15 protein-coding genes are annotated in these 18,653 nt (G+C 52.2%); 8 read left to right on the top strand and 7 right to left on the bottom strand.

The window, feature by feature from the left end; genetic code table 11:
* Positions 1-30 precede the first annotated feature (30 nt).
* From N4599_RS05225 to gtfA, 3 genes are all read left to right on the top strand, one after another.
* Positions 31-873, top strand: coding sequence for an aldo/keto reductase (locus N4599_RS05225; RefSeq protein WP_260898266.1), 843 nt, complete (start codon positions 31-33; stop codon positions 871-873).
* A 287-nt stretch (positions 874-1,160) separates the two neighbouring features.
* Positions 1,161-2,384 (top strand): MFS transporter, encoded by a 1,224-nt coding sequence (locus N4599_RS05230; protein WP_062812609.1) that lies wholly within the window; start codon positions 1,161-1,163, stop codon positions 2,382-2,384.
* A gap of 18 nt (positions 2,385-2,402) precedes the next feature.
* A complete protein-coding gene (gene gtfA / locus N4599_RS05235; protein WP_194176029.1) occupies positions 2,403-3,860 on the top strand; it encodes a sucrose phosphorylase in 1,458 nt (485 codons plus the stop codon).
* A 77-nt stretch (positions 3,861-3,937) separates the two neighbouring features.
* Here the strand turns inward: gtfA and N4599_RS05240 are convergent, their stop codons facing one another.
* Positions 3,938-4,597 (bottom strand): putative quinol monooxygenase, encoded by a 660-nt coding sequence (locus N4599_RS05240; RefSeq protein ID WP_062812611.1) that lies wholly within the window; start codon positions 4,595-4,597, stop codon positions 3,938-3,940.
* Positions 4,598-4,761: 164 nt separating this feature from the next.
* Here N4599_RS05240 and N4599_RS05245 point away from each other — a divergent pair, with 164 nt between their 5' ends.
* Both N4599_RS05245 and abc-f read left to right on the top strand, forming a co-directional pair.
* Positions 4,762-5,709, top strand: a complete 948-nt coding sequence (locus N4599_RS05245) for a Dyp-type peroxidase (RefSeq protein ID WP_062812612.1) — start codon at positions 4,762-4,764, stop codon at positions 5,707-5,709.
* Between the two features lie 257 nt (positions 5,710-5,966).
* Complete coding sequence (gene abc-f, locus N4599_RS05250; RefSeq protein ID WP_260898274.1) at positions 5,967-7,451, top strand: ribosomal protection-like ABC-F family protein; 1,485 nt, start codon at positions 5,967-5,969, stop codon at positions 7,449-7,451.
* A gap of 166 nt (positions 7,452-7,617) precedes the next feature.
* Here abc-f and N4599_RS05255 read toward each other — a convergent pair whose 3' ends face one another.
* Positions 7,618-8,262, bottom strand: a complete 645-nt coding sequence (locus tag N4599_RS05255) for an alpha/beta hydrolase (protein WP_419719941.1) — start codon at positions 8,260-8,262, stop codon at positions 7,618-7,620.
* 250 nt (positions 8,263-8,512) lie between these two features.
* Between N4599_RS05255 and N4599_RS05260 the strand changes: the two genes are divergently transcribed.
* Entirely contained in the window at positions 8,513-9,541 is a 1,029-nt protein-coding gene (locus N4599_RS05260; RefSeq protein ID WP_062812615.1) for a YeiH family protein, read from the top strand.
* An 80-nt stretch (positions 9,542-9,621) separates the two neighbouring features.
* Here N4599_RS05260 and recQ read toward each other — a convergent pair whose 3' ends face one another.
* The 5 genes from recQ to N4599_RS05285 form a co-directional block, all read right to left on the bottom strand.
* Positions 9,622-11,415, bottom strand: coding sequence for a DNA helicase RecQ (recQ, locus tag N4599_RS05265; RefSeq protein ID WP_191363917.1), 1,794 nt, complete (start codon positions 11,413-11,415; stop codon positions 9,622-9,624).
* 27 nt (positions 11,416-11,442) lie between these two features.
* Entirely contained in the window at positions 11,443-12,123 is a 681-nt protein-coding gene (locus N4599_RS05270; protein ID WP_260898277.1) for a class I SAM-dependent methyltransferase, read from the bottom strand.
* Positions 12,124-12,136: 13 nt separating this feature from the next.
* A complete protein-coding gene (locus N4599_RS05275; protein ID WP_003712203.1) occupies positions 12,137-12,814 on the bottom strand; it encodes a potassium channel family protein in 678 nt (225 codons plus the stop codon).
* Entirely contained in the window at positions 12,807-14,150 is a 1,344-nt protein-coding gene (locus N4599_RS05280; protein ID WP_260898280.1) for a TrkH family potassium uptake protein, read from the bottom strand. The genes N4599_RS05275 and N4599_RS05280 overlap by 8 nt, the downstream gene beginning before the upstream one ends.
* A gap of 489 nt (positions 14,151-14,639) precedes the next feature.
* On the bottom strand, positions 14,640-15,797 hold the full coding sequence (locus N4599_RS05285) for an ATP-binding protein (protein WP_260898282.1): 1,158 nt from the start codon (positions 15,795-15,797) through the stop codon (positions 14,640-14,642).
* Between the two features lie 133 nt (positions 15,798-15,930).
* Here N4599_RS05285 and N4599_RS05290 point away from each other — a divergent pair, with 133 nt between their 5' ends.
* Together N4599_RS05290 and N4599_RS05295 are read left to right on the top strand one after the other, a co-directional pair.
* Positions 15,931-16,461, top strand: coding sequence for a GNAT family N-acetyltransferase (locus tag N4599_RS05290; protein WP_260898283.1), 531 nt, complete (start codon positions 15,931-15,933; stop codon positions 16,459-16,461).
* A gap of 402 nt (positions 16,462-16,863) precedes the next feature.
* Positions 16,864-18,369, top strand: coding sequence for an ABC transporter substrate-binding protein/permease (locus N4599_RS05295; protein ID WP_062812618.1), 1,506 nt, complete (start codon positions 16,864-16,866; stop codon positions 18,367-18,369).
* Positions 18,370-18,653: the final 284 nt, after the last annotated feature.

Raw genomic sequence — 18,653 nt, forward strand, 5'->3', positions numbered from 1 at the left:
AACTAAACAGTAAAGAAAGAGGGTAATCTAATGAATATTCAAGATAACTACCTGACCCTAGCAGACGGTCAGCAAATGCCCCAAGAAGGCTTCGGCCTCTACAAGGTCGATGGTAAAGACACAATGACGGCGGCCATCCAGCACGCCTTTGAAGATGGCTACCGCCTTTTTGACACCGCCCAGCTCTACGGAAATGAAGCGGAGGTCGGGACAGCACTAAAGCAGCTTGCCCTGCCCCGCGATGAAATTTTCGTTACGACCAAGGTGGCCGAAGAAAACCAGGGCTACAACCGGGCCATTACCTCCGTCAAGGAATCGTTGCAAAAGCTCCAGTTAGACTACGTTGACCTGCTCCTGGTCCACTGGCCAATTGAACGGTCTTTCTTCGAAACCTGGCGGGCCTTTGAGGACATGAAGAAGGAGGGCCTCACCAAGTCGATCGGGGTCAGCAACTTTGAAATGATCCACCTTCAGTATCTGGCAACTCAGGCCCACGAGATGCCGGTCGTCGATCAAATCGAGCTCCACCCCCTGCTGACCCAAAAGCCCCTGCTCAAGTTCAACCAGGACCACCAGATTATTACCCAGGCGTGGAGTCCCCTCAGCCGGGGCGCGGTCCTCGACCAGGACGTCCTCAAGCAGATTGCGGCCCGGCACCAAAAGTCGCCAGCCCAGGTGATTCTCCGTTGGCACCTGCAAAACGGTGTTTCCTTTATTCCTAAGTCAGTCCACGAAGCCCGAATTGCCCAGAACGCTGATATCTATGACTTTACGCTGACCCCAGCGGAAATGGCCCAGATCGACGCCCTCAACAACTACCAGCGGACCGGGCGAGAACCTGAGTTAGTGTACGAGTACAACCGCCAATATTAATTAAATACTTGCAATGTGAATGGGACGAGCAGCCAGCTAAACTAGCTCCGTCCCATTTTTTCATTACCAATAATTGCTCACCTCTGTTCAATCTCGGCAAGGTTCCATCAAGTCGCACAGCAGCAAGTTTTCATTCTCATTTTCATTTAACCCAAGTCCAGCAACAATGAAAGTGATTGCAATTTTTATTGATAAACGTTTGACATTTAAAAAACACGGTTGTATATTATAGTCACAAGCAAATGATAATCGTTTATCAAAATTATCAAGAAAGCGATAACAGAACTATGAATAATAAACATTCAATTATTACTAAGCTCGCGTTTCTATCGGTTTCACTGATGGTTACCAGTGCTTACGCTATTCAGGGGTCGCTTCCGCAGTTGAAATCCGCCCTGCACATCAGTCAGACCCAGTCTGAGTACCTGGTGACGACACCATCCTTTGCCGTAATGATTTTCGTGGTCCTCTCGCCACTCATCCAGGAATGGTTCCACATTTCGGATAAGAAGATCATCATGGCCGGGGTTACCATTGTCGGCTTAGCCGGGATTGTGCCAATGTTCGTTGACAACTACATGACAATCTTGATTTCCCGGTTGATTCTGGGTGCTGGTTATGGGTTATACAACTCCCAGGCCATTTCCATGATTTCCGTCTGGTACGATGGTTCTGAACGGGCTCAAATGCTCGGTTGGCGGGCTGCGGCGGAACAAATCGGTCAAGCCTGCACGCTGACCATTGCCGGACTCTTCCTGAGTTTCGCCGGTTGGCACGGCTCCTTCGCCGTCTACTTCTTTGCCTTCCTCGTCCTGCTCTTCTTCGCAATGCGGGTTCCCGACGACAGCAAGGCTCAGGATGATCACGTGGACGAAGACAGCCTGGCCGAAGAGCTGACTGAAAGCGACCAGAAAGAAATCACCAAGATCAGTCCGGTCGTTTACCTGCTGGTTCTGTTTGCCTTCCTGCTGGTCGTTGACTACGTGGGAATGGAAAACCGGTTCCCTGGTCTCTCCGTTGCGATTAACGGTAGCCACTACACCGGTTCCTCAATGTTCCTATCACTGATGCTGATTGGAGCCACTCTTGGTGGTATCTTCTACGGGGCAATTCAAAAGCGCCTCGGCTTCGGGACCGTTTACCTCGGTTTGGGACTGATGGCCCTGTCCAACTTCCTGTTTGGTTTTGCCGGTCACAACTTCGCCCTGATGGTTATCGGGCTGCTCTTGATCGGCTTCCCACTCCAGTTAGTTTCACCGTTGATTTTCAACCTGTTGCCTGACTTAGCACCCGCCAACCGGCAACCGCTCGTTACTTCACTGTGCCTGATTGGTTTCAACTTTGGTTCCTTCTTCTCACCATCAATTGCAGAATGGACGAACCACCTGCTTGGTCAACCAACCAGTGGGATGGGCTTAGCCGCACCGTTCCCGGTCTACGGCGTGGCCCTGATCATCATCGCCCTGATTATTTTCTTTGCAACCCGTCACAACGCTAAACAAGCGCAATAGATCTTGGAGGTTTACACTATGCCAATTCAAAACAAAGCAATGCTGATTACTTATTCTGACTCAATGGCAAAGAACATTAAGGAAACCCACGAAGTCCTCAAGGAATACATCGGTGACGCCATCGGTGGTGTCCACCTGCTGCCATTCTTCCCATCAACTGGTGACCGTGGCTTTGCCCCTTACCGTTACGACGTTGTCGACTCCGCCTTTGGTAACTGGGACGACGTGGAAGCCCTTGGTGAAGACTACTACCTGATGTTTGACTTCATGATCAACCACATCTCCCGGAAGTCCGAAATGTACCAAGACTTCAAGAAGAACCACGACGATTCCAAGTACAGCGACTTCTTCATCCGCTGGGAAAAGTTCTGGGAAGCTGCTGGTAAGGGCCGCCCAACCCAAAAGGACATTGACCTGATTTACAAGCGGAAAGACAAGGCCCCAGAACAAGAAATCGAATTCGACGACGGCAGCAAGGAACACCTCTGGAACACCTTTGGCGAAGAGCAAATCGACATCAACGTCAAGAGCAAGGTTGCCCAAGAATTCTTCAAGCAAACCCTGATTGACATGGTTAAGCACGGTGCCGACTTAATCCGGCTGGACGCCTTTGCCTACGCCGTTAAGAAGGTCGACACGAACGACTTCTTCGTGGAACCAGAAATTTGGGACCTCTTAAACGAAGTTCGGGAAATCCTGGCCCCTTACCAAGCCGAAATTCTGCCAGAAATCCACGAGCACTACACGATTCCAGAAAAGATTTCTAAGCACGGCTACTTCACTTACGACTTTGCTCTGCCAATGACCACCCTGTACACCCTGTACTCTGGTAAGACGAACCGTCTGGCTAACTGGCTGAAGATGTCACCAATGAAGCAGTTCACTACCCTGGACACCCACGACGGAATCGGGGTTGTCGACGCCAAGGACATCCTGAGTGACGACGAAATCGAATACTCCTCCAACGAACTGTACAAGGTCGGTGCTAACGTTAAGCGGAAGTACTCCAGTGCTGAATACCACAACCTGGACATCTACCAGATCAATTCCACTTACTACTCCGCCCTTGGTGACGACGACAAGGCCTACCTGTTAGCCCGGGCCTTCCAAGTATTCGCCCCTGGGATCCCAATGATCTACTACGTTGGTCTGCTGGCTGGCTCCAACGACCTGGACCTGCTCGAAAAGACCAAGGAAGGTCGGAACATCAACCGTCACTACTACACGAAGGACGAAGTAGCCAAGGAAGTGCAACGCCCAGTTGTTAAGAACCTCCTCGACCTGCTCTCCTGGCGGAACAAGTTCGCTGCCTTCGACCTCGATGGTTCAATCGATGTTCAGACGCCAAGCGAAACTACGATTACGATTACGCGGAAGGACAAGGACGGTGCTAACGTTGCCGTTCTGGAAGCCGACGCCGCTAACAAGACTTTTACCATCACCGCCAACGGCGAAAAGGTAATGGAACAAAAATAATCTCCCTATTATAAATTTCTCCATGATATAACCTATAAAAAAGGCAAGCATCTCAAATGGTGCTTGCCTTTTTATTACTAATTATTGCCGGTATTAACCAACACATCGCCAATCGTCTGGTCGACCTGCTTATTTTGAACCCAATCCTTGCTAGCAGCCACGTACTTCTGGTGGTCCGGGTTGGCGATGTGGTTACGGTAGTTTTCCTCAGACTGAAATACTTCGTAAATTACCCAGTCATCTGGCCGTCCCTGCTTGGTCCCGGCGTAAATTGCCAAAATCCCGGGATCAATCTTCAGGGCGTTTTCCAACTGTGCTGTCACCACCCGCTGGTAGTCAGCTAGGTGCTCCGGCTTGACGGTAATCTGAACAATGTTGATCCAGAGGCCATTCGGGGTGCTGATGTTTAACGCCACATCCTGGTGCCCCATAAATTGCGGTTCCAAGTCAACTACCTGGTCGTTGACGATGACCCCAGCCATCTCCTGCTTAAACTGCTGGTACTGGTCAGCAGCAACGTGTTCATCATAGGCTGCCTGGTTATTGTAAACTTCAAAAGTATAGTTCTTAGTGAGGTCCTCCGAGCGGTGGGAGGCATACATTCCGAACGTCCCGTCTTCAATCGCTACCGCGGTGATCATTTGACCACGCCGGGCATTTAAGTATTCATCATGTGCTTCGGGAGCCGTTTCGACCAGGTGCATCTTAAAAACAACTTCCTTGTTCATATTCGTCATGGTTTGAATCCTCTTATTATAATTCTTGATGGTTATATCATATGCCAAAAGCCGCAGGAAAGTAAACCCAAATCTATTCGCCGGTTTGAAAACGTTTCGGCAACGGTCGCTGAAATGATATAATGAAACCGTAATCGGAATTTCTTTGAAGGGAGTCTTTTATCATGCCGATGAATCCATCTAAAGCACAAGATGTCTGGAAAGACGCTGGTGAACACGTTCAATTCACTGTATTGGAACTTAACCGCCAGGATCAGGAAAAAGAACAGGAAGCCATCCAGGAATTTGTGGACCGCTACCAGGCCATCATCCGTTCACTGCGAATCCGTGACAACAAGGGGAACCTCAAGGCCTCACTGGGCTTTAGCAGTGCTGCTTGGGACTACCTCTTCCCGGACGCACCAAAGCCAAAGGAACTGGAACCCTACGAAACGCTGGCCAGCGAAGAATACTCAATGCCCGCTACTAAGGGGGATATTTTCCTCCACATCCGGGCTAACGACGAGGCCGTTGTCTACGAGCTGATCAGCCAGTGTATGCTCTTCTTGCGGGACTTCACGACGGTCGTAGATGAGACCAAAGGCTTCCGCTACTTCGAAGGTCGGGCAATCATCGGCTTTATTGATGGTACCGAGGCACCACAGGTGGAAGACGCCGCTGACTACGCCATTGTCGGTGACGAGGATCCCTTCTTTGAAAATGGTTCCTACGCCTTTGCCCAAAAGTGGCGCCACCACATGGACATCTGGAACAAGCTGACGACCGAAACCCAGGAAAAGGCGGTCGGCCGCAAGAAGTTCAGTGACCTGGAATTGGACGAAAAGGAAAAGTTTAAGAACGCCCACAACGTCGCTTCCCAGGCGGAAATTGACGGGGTCGAACAAAAGATCGTGCGGATGAACGTGCCGTACTCCGACCCCGCTACCGGCAACACCGGGACCTACTTTATCGGCTACTCCCGCTACTGGAAAGTCACGAAGCTGATGCTGGAAAACATGTTAAAGAACGGCGACTACCTGCTCACCTTCTCCGACATCCTGTCCGGCCAGCTCTTCTTCATCCCGTCCCGGCCGCTGCTTGACAAGATTGCCGACGGTGAACTGAACAAGTAATCAAGTTGACAAGCAGAGCAAAACTTGTTAGGCTACCACTATTCAACTAAACGGAGGGATCAACCATTGAAGTTTTAATTCTACACATCGTTATGCAGCCACTTCGACTATGCACGCGAATTGGCGGCTCCGAGTAGGATTATTATTTCAATCATTGATCACTAATAAGGACTGGTAAACTGCCAGCTTTTTAAAGGTCTGTCCTACCCGGGGCGGGCCTTTTTGCGTGCCAAAACGAAAGGAACGTGATTAAGCTGATGCAAACAATTACCATCCGTAACTTAAACTTCGCCTACCCTGGACAGCCCGCGCTATTTACCGACTGTAATTTAGACTTCAACAGCAACTGGCGGCTTGGGCTGGTGGGCCGCAACGGCCGGGGGAAGACCACCCTCCTGCAGATTCTCCAAGGACGGTGGGACTACCGGGGACGGGTAACTAGCAAACTGAACTTTGCCTACTTTCCGCTAAAGATCACTGACCAAACGCTTCTTAGCGGTGATGCCCTCCTCGCGGCCTGTCCCAACCAGGCTCTGGAACAGTGGCAGATTGAACGGGAATTAGGACTGCTAGGTGTCGACCCGGCACTGTTATGGCAGCCATACCAAACTCTCAGCGGGGGTGAGCGCACTAAAGTCCAACTCGCCACCCTCTTCGCCCAGGACAACTCCTTTTTCCTCCTCGACGAGCCGACAAACCACCTCGACCTGCCGGGACGGCGCCAGGTCGCCGCTTACCTTGCCCATAAGCAGAGCGGCTTCATTATTACCAGCCATGACCAGGACTTTCTCGACCAGGTCATTGACCACACCCTCGTAATCGAGCCGCACCAGCTCGTTCTCAGCCAAGGTAACTATTCCGCCTACCGCCGCCACAAGGAGCAGCGGGACCAGCATGCCCAGGCGACTAACCACCAGCTCAAGGCCGAAATCAAGAAATTAACAGCCGCCCGCCAGCAACGACTCCAGTGGGCGCAGCGGGCGGAAGGTGAAAAGAAGGGCAACGCCCACGCTGACAAGGGATTCATCGGGGCTAAGGCGGCTAAAATGATGAAAAAGACCATTGCGACCGCTAACCGCCTCGACCAAGCCATCACCGAGCGGCAGGGACTCCTAGAAAACGTGGAAGAAGTAGTCCCCTTGACGCTCAACTACCAGCCAGCTCACCAGCAAACACTCCTTAGCCTTGACCAGGTCAGCCTGGCGCTCGCTGGTCGGCAGCTTTTCCGCCCCCTCACCTGCACTGTTCACCGTCAGGAACAGCTTGCCCTCATCGGTCCGAACGGCGTTGGCAAAAGCAGTCTTATCAAGGCCATTGCCGGCCGCTTCACGGGCGAGCTGAGCGGGAAAATCAGCCGGCCTACCGGGATTACGGTATCCTACGTTCGCCAGGACTACGCCACTAACACCGGTTCCCTCCGGCAGTTTGCGGACCGCTATTCCTTACCCTACGACCAGTTTCTCAGCCTCTTACGCAAGCTAGGCATGGACCGGGCCACCTTTACCGTCCCAATCGAGCAGATGAGCATGGGCCAGCAAAAGAAGGTTGAACTCGCCCGGTCACTACTGACGCCCGCCCAGCTGTATGTCTGGGACGAACCATTAAACTACCTGGACACCTACAACCAGCAGCAGTTAATCCAGCTGGTTAAAGAATACCGGCCCCCGTTGCTATTCGTGGAGCACGACCAGCATTTCATTAACGCGGTGGCTAGCCAACAGGTCCCCGTCGCCCCGCTTTAACCTAAAAGGGAGCGTGACAGAAGTCATTTATGACTTCGTCTTCACGCCCCCGCAAGCACAAAGAGGGCTTCAGAGTTCGGCTTTGCCGAGCACTGAAGCCCCTTTGTGTACTGCGCTGTTCGTCTTTTATCTAAGTAATAGTACTTATGTCACAGCCTCTTATTAATTAACCCGCCAGCTGTTGCAGCCACTCCAAAAAGAGCGGCAGCCACCGGGCCATGTGCTCATCGGTCCGGTCGCCGTTCACGATTCCAGTGTAGTAGTTAGCCAGGGCCAATCCGTGCCCGCCAGTGCTAAACTCATGCAGTTCGAAGGGAACCTGGTTAGCAGCTAATGCCTGCACATAGGGAGCAATGTGGTCCAGGTAGGGAGTCAGGTCGTCCTTGATTGAACCCCAAATAAAGGTCGGCGGCGTCTGGGGAGTGACCAGCTTAGTCACATCCTCGGTCGTCACTCCCATCCGTTGGTCAATCAGTGGCCGGATCACCGGGTAGCCTAGTCCAGCGAACTTCACTTTAGTATCTGGCTGGTTACTGTATGCCGCCGCCAATTGGCCCCCAGCGGAAAAACCCAGAATTCCTAAACGCTCCGGGTCCAAGCCAAGTTCCGCGGCATGGGTGGTCAGGTAGTCACCTGCCTGGGCCAGTGCCCGCTTAGCAGCCTGGTAATCCTTATGTTCAACTACCGGGTAACGGACCACAAAGGCCTGAAAGGCGTGTGCGGCCAAGGTTATCGCTACCCGCTCCGAATCGCGCTCCATAATTTGGTTGTAGCTGCCCCCGGGCACGATCATTACGCCAGGAAGCGGCACGGTCGTTTTGCTCTGGTAAACATCAATCGACGAATAGGGCTCCGCCAGTGAAATATTCTTAATTTTGATAAGATCACCCGCTTATTGTAAGATTTGGCAACTCCTTGAATTGCCTCTTTTCTGGCAACCATTCTACACTCTTCAATTGTCCCTGACAAAAGAAAGCACCGTGGTCAAATTTCCCCTTGCTTCTCAGATGGGGTCTGGTAAAGTGGTACGAAGAGAAATTGATTGGGAGGATTGTACCACCATGCAAATCTTTGTTAAGAGGTCATTCTGGCTTGCGGCCGGAATGACTTTGACCTGTTCAGTAGCGGGAGTGCTCCTGGCGAAACTCCCCTATATCAACCTGATTGGGGCGCTTGTGATTGCCCTCTTGCTAGGAATTGCCATGCAGCTGACGCCAGCCGGCCTCCGGCAAGTAGCCAGCCCAGGAACTGCCTTTATTTCCAATAAGTTTCTCCGCCTGGGAATAATCCTGCTCGGCTTTCGCTTGAACCTGGCGAAACTGGCCGCTGCGGGTATCAAGACAATTTTTGTGGCGGCCTGTGCCGTTACCCTGACCATCATCCTCACCTACTGGCTGAGCCGGAAATTTGGCGCCGAGGATGAACTAGCCATTCTAACTGCCTGCGGTTGCGGTATCTGCGGGGCCGCCGCCGTCATGGGAGTCTCACCGCAGATTGAAACCGCGGATGAGGAACGGAAACGGGAAAATGAAGTTCTCGCCGTCGCCGTTGTTTGTGTAATGGGGACCGTCTTCACCCTCTTAGAGATTGGTCTGAAGCCCCTCCTCCACCTAACGACGCCCCAGTTTGGGATCGTTGCGGGAGCTTCCCTCCACGAAATCGCCCACGCGGTCGCCGCTGGCGGGGCCTTTGGCGAGGCTAGCCTTGATAACGCTTTGATTATGAAACTGTCCCGGGTCCTCCTACTGGCTCCCGTTGCCCTAATCGTCGGCTACTGGTACCAGCACCGCTTGGTTAAGGAGAGTGCGGCGGGTGAAGCCCCAGTCCCGAAGAAATTACCAATTCCATGGTTCCTGGGTGGCTTCATTCTGACAAGCATTCTGGGCACCTTCCTGCCTTTTTCCCAGAGTGCCCTGGATATTCTTGTCCAGGCCGCCTATATCTTCCTGGGCATGGCAATGGCCGCGCTGGGATTATCGGTTAATTTCAAAGTTATTTTTAAGCGGGGCGGCGCCGTCTTTGGCGCAGCCATCATCAGCTCGACTTGTCTCCTGACCTTCGCGGTTCTCATGAGTAAGTGGCTATTCTAAATTTAATGAAACGAACGAGGGCGTGTCGGAAGTCTTCAGCGACTTCCGGCACGCTCTCGTTTTGCTTGCAATTCATACCTTTAATTTTCGCCAGCCAGGTATTCACCAATCACATCCATCATCAGCTGACCATACCGGGCGAGTTTCTGCTGGCCGACACCGTTGACTTCGAGAAAGTCCCGCGACGTTTGCGGTTTGACTTGGGCCATATCGTGGAGGGTTTTGTCCGAGAAGACCATGAATGGCGGCACCCCCTGTTTATCCGCCAATTCCCGCCGCTTTTGCCTGAGCAGTTCAAAGAGCGCCGCAGTATCCGGTGATTCCGCTAACTGCGTCCGGAGGCGGGCTGGCCGTTCCTCCTGCCGGCGCGTCACCTGCTGTTCACCCTTTAGGACTGCCCAGCCATCCTGAGCAATCTGGATAACTGGATACTGGCTGCCAACCGTCTGCAAAATCCCTACCGCGACCAAGTAGTCAATCAAACTGGCAGCCTCCTGCTTGGAAAAATTGCGCAATGCGCCAAAACTCGGCAGCTGTGGTGCACCGATTTCATTCATCCGCTGGCTATGCGACCCCGTCAGCGCTTGGGCAACGACCCCCTTACCGAAATGGCCGTGCAGCTCTTGGACCATCGCCAAGACCTGCTTGCTCTCGGCGGTAATGTCCTGAACGTTCCGCTGGTCAGTACAGTTGCTGCAATGACCACAGGGCGGGCAGTCCTGCCCAAAGTAGCGCACAATATACTGCTGCAAGCACTCCGGGGTACTAGCATAGTTAGCGACCGCCTGGAGTTTCTGGTATTGCAGGTCACGGTAGTCGTCGTCCGCGGTCGACTGGTCAATAAACCAGCGGTACTGCCGCAGGTCGTTCGGGTGGTAAATCAGGACCGCTTCACTCGGCAGGCCATCTCGGCCCGCCCGGCCTGCTTCCTGGTAGTAGGACTCAATGTTTTGCGCAGCGGTCGCGTGAATTACAAAGCGGACGTTGCTCTTGTCAATTCCCATCCCAAAGGCACTCGTAGCTACAATCGTGTTGACCCTGTCAAATTGAAAATCGTCCTGAACCCGGGCCCGGGTCGCCGCATCCATTCCGGCATGGTAACCCACGACCGCGAAGTGGTGTTCCAGCAGGTAGGTTGTCAGTTCATCCACTCCCCGGCGGGTATTGACGTAAATAATCCCGGCTTCCTGAGCATGGGCTTTCAGGTATTCCCGAATGTAACGACGGGTACTTTTTTCCGGGTGCACCACCCGAAAACTAATATTGGGCCGGGCAAAGCTGGTGATAATAAAATTGTCCTTCTCAATTGCCAATTGCTGCCCAATGTCTTCCTGCACCGCCGGGGTTGCCGTCGCGGTCAGTGCCAGGATGTTGGGTCGCGACTTGAGCTGGCCGATTGCTTCCTTTAGTTGGCGGTAGGCGGGCCGAAAATCGTGTCCCCACTGGGAAATACAGTGGGCTTCGTCAATTGCAACCAGGTCGATTGGCAGAAAATTCAACTGATAGCGGAAGTATTCCATGTTCAGGCGTTCCGGCGTAACGTAAATTAACTTGACCTGCCCCTCATATGCCTGGCGCAGGATGGGGTTGACCTCCTCCTGGGGAATAGTACTGTTGATGGCCGCGGCAGCAATCCCGTTTTGGCGGAGTGCGTCCACCTGGTCCTTCATCAAAGAAATCAGGGGCGAAACAACCAGTGTGACCCCTGGCTTAACTAGGGCCGGAATCTGGTAGCAGAGTGACTTGCCGCCACCAGTCGGCATGACGGCTAGGACATTTTCACCGTTAATTACCCGGGAAATAACTTCTTTTTGTCCGCTCCGAAATGTCTTAAAGCCAAAATTATCTTTTAAAACCTGCTCTGGTGTTGCCACTGACGCCCCTCCTATTCATCCGCCGACTTACGACCGCTTTGCCAGCAAAATTTTAGTGCTGATCCACGGGCCGCCCCACCAGCCGTCAAAGCCGGTCTTGCTGACCTGCACATCATCAATTCCCATGTTATTTAGAACCTGCCGGTATTCAGCCATGTACTTCGTGTCAATAATGAGCAGCGTTCCGTCAGCTTTGAGGACCCGTGCGGCTTCCTGAAGGGCCCGGCCACGCTGGATTGCTGGTGTAATGTTATGCAGGGCAGCATCAATGATTACGTAGTCGAAAAGCTGGTTTGCAAAGGGAAGGTTCGTCATGCCGCCGTCCACCAGTTTGACTCGGTCTGCAATCTTGGCCGCCGCCAACTGCTGCTTAACGACCGGCAGGGTTTGCCCCCACGCCGCCACGCTGGTCACCTTGCCCGGCGCCTGCAACCGTTCTGCCGTCAGCTTGAGGTCCGCGGGCCGGCCTGCATTAAAGGCTAGGACCTGGGCATCCGCTGGCAGGTCAAGGCGGTCCAACAGCTGCCGCAGAATCTTTTCGTGCCCGCTCGAAATCGTGTGGAAGAAGATTCCCGCCCAGATAATAATCAGGGCGACCCAAATCAAGTTCCAGTATTCGTGGCTGGCAAAGGCGGCGAAGAGGCCGCTGATTACAGCCAGCAGGGCGATTATACTAATGGTAACAACGGTAATTGCACGGTTTCTCACTTTAACTTTCTCCTTATTTCTGCTTTTGAACAATTTCATTGAGGTGCTGGATATCATTAATGTTGCCCACTACGGTAATTTTATCGTGGGGCTGGATGATGTCATTGGCCTGGGGCACCTGGTTGATCTGGTCATCCTGGCTAACGATAATGATCACGTTCACCCGGTAGCGGTTGCGGAAGTCCAGTTCATCGAGGGACTTGCCGAAAAATTTCGGGTTATTGATACTCAACTCGGCCAGGGTGGTTTCCTTGCTCAGGGTAACGTAATCGACCAGGCTCGGGTTAAGTTGCTGAAAAATCAGCCGCTTTGCCAGGTCATGCTCGGGCCGCACTACCAGGTCAGCGCCGATTCGCTCCAGGACCCGGGCGTGGTTAACGTTTTCAGCCCGGCAAATAACATCGGCCGCTCCTAATTCCTTGGCAATCAGGGTTGCCATGATACTAGCCTCAACGTTTTTACCAATTGAAATGTAGACGTGGTCAAAATTGCCAATATCAAGTTCCCTGAGGGCGTCTTCATCCTGCGCGTCCGCAACGATTGCCCGCATCACAGTCCCCGCTAGTTCGTTTACCACCTCGGGATTAATATCGATTGCTAACACTTCCTGACCAGCCTCAACGAGGGAATCGCAAATGGACGCCCCAAACTGGCCGATTCCAATAACGGCATAGCTTTCCTTATTAGCCAATTAACACACTCTCCTCTGGATAACGATAACTCTTCACCTTTGGCTGCGAATTAAAAATCGAGAACATCACCGTGTAGATACCAACCCGGCCAATGAACATCAGAACCATAATAACCAGCTGGCCAAAGAGGTTCAGGCTCTGGGTGATTCCCAGCGAAATCCCGGTCGTCCCGAAAGCTGCCAGGACCTCAAAGGTAACGTACGCCAGTGAGTCATGAGCCGGCAGCTGCTGGGTAAGTACCAGTAGCAGGATTGCCAGGAGAACGATAAAAAGCGCGACAAAAAAGAGGGTCAGCGCCCGGTTAATGTTTTCCTGCGTAAACCGCCGGTGGGCAAAGTTGGTATCCCGCTGTCCCCGTAAGGTCGCGATACTCTGCGTTGCCAGCAGGCCGATAGTGGTGGTTTTCACCCCACCAGCCGTCGAGCCCGGGGTACCACCGATAAACATCAAAATAATGGTCACACTAATCCCCGCCGCGCTGAGTTTGGTGTACGGGAAGGTAATCAGCCCCGCCGTCCGGGGAGTAATCGCCATAAAGACGGTGTTCAGCAACCGCTGGGGCCCGCTAATCTGGCCGCTCAGCTGGGCGAGATTCCGCTCCGTCAGCAAATACACCAAAAATGAGATTAGAAAAATAACTGCCCCCGTCCGCAACGCCAACTGGGTGTGCAGGGACAGGTGGTGGTACTTATGATAATTAAGAAGGTCTTTCCAGACCAGGAAGCCCATTGACCCAGCCACGATCAGGACCGCCAAAACACAGATCATGTAGGGATCGTTGAGGTAGTTCTCCATGCTATTGCCAAAGAGGTCAAAACCGGCATTGCAGAAGGCCGAAATAGCATGAAAGATACTCAACCACAGACCCCGGCCAAACCCGTAACGGGGATAAAAATCAAAGAAGAGGAACACGCTGCCGACCAGCTGAATCAACAGCGAGAGCTTAATAATCAGGTAAACGACGCTCAACTGGGAAAGGTGGTCCAGGTTGAGTGCTTCCTGGGTCAGCAACCGGGTCGACATCCGCACCCGGCGCCGAATCATCAGCGACATCATGACGGCAAAGGTCATAAAACCCAGCCCTCCAACCTCCATCAAGAGAGCGATCACCGCCTGCCCGAAGCCGGTCCAGTGGGTCGCCGTGTTGACTAAGGTCAATCCGGTCACGCACGTCGCGCTCGTCGACGTAAAGAACGCCGTCATAAAGCTCGTCCGTTCACCGCTGACCGTTGCGCAAGGCAAAAGCAGCAATAGTGTCCCGCTGACAATGACCAGCAGGAACCCCAGGGTTAGGATTTTGGGAAATGAGTATTTCCGCTTGTTGATTTCAATCACGTTATAGTCCTCCCATTCATCTCACCAGTCAATTATAATCGTTTTCCCTCTCCGGCGGGAGTCCATTTCCCCGATTCTGTCCCAAAAGCGGCTGCGCTCCCTGCCTAAGCACGGCAACTTATTTTCAGACTTAATACACAAATGACCCCCAAAGTCCGGTCGAACCGAAGATTGGGGGTCATGCAGGCAAGAAGTCACCACAGATTTTGATTGTACTCTCTTGCTGATTGCCGTTTTAGCAACCCTACTAAATTATGATGTTTGGATGTTAATTGGATGAAAGGAATAACTTCGTGGTTACTAAACGCTCATTATCAAATTGGAAAGGCAAATATCACATTTGCTTTTTCTATTATAGCAAACATTCTTGTGAAGTAAAGCACTAATATCAAAAAGATAACGTTTATCAAAACTCCATTCCTACTAAACACATTGATATAACAGCGTTCTTTCATTCGCTAATTTGTGATTTTTAATACATAGTGTTGCTCAGAGCCAGTCCGGCTTTTGCACCCGCACCACTTGGCTCGGCGCTCCTACCGCCAACAGCAGCGCCTCACCTACCGCTAACGTCCCCGTTGTGTTTAACTCAGTTGCAACCGGTAAGGCCGCTAGCTCACCCTGGTTGCTCAGCCGGTGGACGACGGCCTGGGCAAACTGCGAACGCAAGCGGGCAGGCAGGTCCAATGGCGACTGGGTGGTTAGAATCAGTTGCAGGTTAACTTTCCGGCCCTCCCGTAACAGCTGGAAGATGCCGTTACGGCTCAATTCTTGCTCCGTCGTCGGCAGGTAACGGTGGGCTTCGTCAATCACAATTTTAACGGCTCGCTGGGACTGGTCGCACTGTTCCAAGCGGTCAGTCAGGACCTGCTTGAGGAGGTAGGAAATCAAGGCCCCCTGCTGACGTTCATACCGCCGTAAGAGGGAAAGGTCAATCACCAGGGTCCGGTGACTGCTCCGGTGCCGCAAAAACATTTTAAGGACAAAGCCCAGCTCAGTTTTTGCCACTCCAGGGTGACTCTGCGTGTCAAAGAGCTCCCGAAAAGCCGGACCGGCAAGTCGGTTACGCAGCTCCGTCAGCAATCCCCAGTCACGGTTAATTTGCTCACGGTCGTATACTTGCCCGCACAGCGAATAGTCCGCCCGGTCGTCAGCAAACGGAATGGCGGCCTCCTCAACCAGCTGCTGGGGTAAGAGGGTGACATCATAGTCCCGGGCCCAAGGGCTGAGTTGGTTCAGCAGGGTCTGGTATTGTGCTAGTGGCCGGTTAATTTTCTTCAAAGGACCGGCCTGTTGAAGCAGGTTGCGCTGAATCCGGAGGGCGTTGATGGCCCGGGATAGTTGGTGGTCCAGTCGTGGCGGCAGGGCGAGTCCCAGAACCTCCTGGAGTTCCCCCGCGTCGAGCCGCCCCGCTTCTAAGTAGGCGTTAGCCCCTAAGCGGTAGGTAACCGCGTTGGGCAACTGGGCGTATTCCCCCGTCGGGTCAAGGATAATCGCCGTCTGGTCAGTCTGCTGCAACTCGTTGAGCAGCGCGAGGGTGGTCGTCGTCTTCCCGCTGCCAGTCTGACCAACAACCAGGAGGTGGCGAGCAGTGAGCGGCCGGCGAACAGGTTGGCCAGTCTGTTGGTTCACCATTGCTACTGGCATCTTCCTCATTCCTTTACATCTAAAGTCAAAGTCATTTGCATTATAGCATTAATTTTTTCTAAACCACTGCTGATTAGTTGGCGGAAACGAGCCTTATCTGCTAAAATGTTGACTATCAAGGAGTGATTTATTTTTGGATTTAGACATACAACCCGTGAGGTTGAGTTTAAGCAACTATCAAGACGTTAAGCAGCTCTATTACCGGGCTTTCCCCAAGTATGAGCGGGAGCCCTGGCACTGGATGATTTTGAAAAGCAAGTTCCGGCAGGCGGACTTCATGGCCTTCTATGACCAGGGGCAGTTTGTCGGCTTTGCCTACGTCATCCACAGTCACGGTTTCCACTACATCCTCTTTCTAGCCGTTAACGACCAGTTGCGGTCACGGGGGTACGGTAGCCGGATCATTAGCGAACTACGGGCATTATACCCAAGTGATTCGCTGGTATTAGACATCGAGCAGCCCGACCCGGCCGCGGCTAACAACCGCCAACGGTTACGCCGCTTAGCCTTTTACAAACAGAACGGTTTTTACTTAACGCCTAAGAAATTGGAAGAGGACCAGGTTACCTACCAGGTGTTGGCAACTAAAAAGCACATCAACCAGCAAAAGGTCGATGGCATCTTCGAGTGGTTTTCATGGCCGCTCGGCTGGTTTATCCAATAAGAAGATTAATTTTGAAAGAGAGTGAGAAAAAACGGCTAAAATCGGCTGACAAGCTGATTTTAGCCGTTTGTCTTTCGACGCAAAGCTAGCCTCTGGGAACCTCCGCAAGGATGGCTAGGTTGGTCAAATGCTGATTTATCAGCGTTTGAATTACCAGCCAGCTACTGCGCTGAGGCATTACTAACTTTAAAATATTAAAGAGGTTGAGTTAATTCTCAGTCTCTTTATTGTTTTAAAGGTAAAAATGCTCCGATGCAGCAGCGAAGGACTTGAGTTAAGCCCCCATTTTTATAACCCTATATGTATATTTATCGAATATTTAAATTATATATTGCATAATTAGTCATTTAAGTGTATATTAATTGGCAATTACTAATTACTTACGCAAAGGAGAAAATGACTATGAAGCAGCTCAAGCACTATTTAATGCTCTTAACCGTTCTCGCTTCAATCGTCCTCGCCCCGCTTACCGCCTTCGCAAATAGCGCGGCCAGCTCGAACCCCGCTAATTCTACCAGCACGGCTACCCCGGCGACGGATGATTCCCTGCAAAAAATCAAGCAAAAGGGCGTGCTCGTCGTCGGCACCAGCGCTGGCTACCCGCCCTTTGAATTCACAACCAAGAAGGATGGCAAAACGGAGTACGTCGGTTTTGAAATGTCTTTGGCCCGGCAACTTGCAAAGGACCTGGGTGTCAAACTAGAAATCAAGAACATGGATTTCGACTCCCTGCTGGTGGCGTTGGAGTCGCACAAAATCGACGTGGCAATTGCCGGGATCAATATCACCCCTGAGCGTGAAAAGAGCGTCGACTTTTCCAAAACCTACCACAAGGGAACCAAGTACTTCCTGATCCACAAGCAGGACAAGGATAAGTACAAGGACTACATGGACTTTAAAGGCAAGACCGTCGGAACAGAAAACGGCGCTATGGAATACGCCATGATCAAGAAATACATCCCCGACGTCCATGAAAAGGGGCTCGCCAAGTGGTCCTCACTCGTGATTGCCCTACAGGCCCACAAGCTGGACGGGGTCTTGATGGACTCCGCCACCGCAAAGGCGTTCGCTCAAAATAACTCCGACCTCTACGCTTTCAATTCCCACATGAAGGTAACCAGTGACGGGGTCGCGGTGGCCCTGCCAAAGGGTGCTAACAGTCTGAAGGCCGCGGTCAATAAGACGGTTGATAAGGTTAACCAGGAGGACCTGATTAACAAGAAGTGGCTCCCCGAAGCGGCCAAGTATATGCAGACATCCCAAAAGACCAATACCGTAGCTAGCTACTGGACATTCTTTATCAAAGGGGTTAAGTACACCCTGCTGATCACGGTCCTCGCGGTCATTGTCGGCTTCCTCATCGGGATTCTCTTCGCCCTAATGCGGCTTTCCGACAACAAGCTCCTCCACTCGCTTGCCATCTGCTACATTGAGTTTATCCGGGGAACACCAATGCTAGTTCAGATTATGTTCGTCTACTTCGGAATTGGGGCCATCATCCAATCCATGCCAGCCCTGGTTGCCGGGATCATCGCCGTGGCAATCAACTCCGGGGCCTACGTCGCCGAAATCATCCGGTCCGGAATCCAGTCGTTGCCGCTGGGGCAAACGGAAGCCGCCCGGAGCCTGGGAATGACCAAGCAGCAAACCTTCCGCTACATCATTATGCCCCAGGCCCTCAAGAACATCTGGCCGGCCCTTGGCAACGAGTTTATCACCCTGCTCAAGGACAGCTCCTTGGTTTCGACCATCGGGGTAACCGAGCTGATGTACCAGACCCAGCTGGTCCAGGCCGACACCTACAAGGGAGTCCTGCCACTCTTTATTACGATGATGATTTACTTCTTCCTAACCTTTACCCTCACCAGGATCCTCAACCACTTTGAAAAGAAGTTTAAGCACGCTTAATTAACACAGGCTCGGGTTCGCCAACGACGAACTCGGGCCTTTCTATATCTGCAGAAATAAAAAAAGCCGGCCACACGCTCTTCTCAAACGTATGGCCGGCAGCAGCTAGTTAATCCTTTCTTCCCCACTCCTTAGAGCTCGTCTAAGCAGCGAACCAAGCGCGGTATTCCGACTTGCTTACTAATAATGATTTGTTTTTCCGGAGAGGCATAAACCTGACCAACTAATGAACGAATTTAATTCAAATGGTGACTCGAGTCAGTGACCACCGCACCGTCTTAACA

The organism is Limosilactobacillus oris (assembly GCF_025311495.1).
GTDB lineage: Bacteria > Bacillota > Bacilli > Lactobacillales > Lactobacillaceae > Limosilactobacillus > Limosilactobacillus oris_A.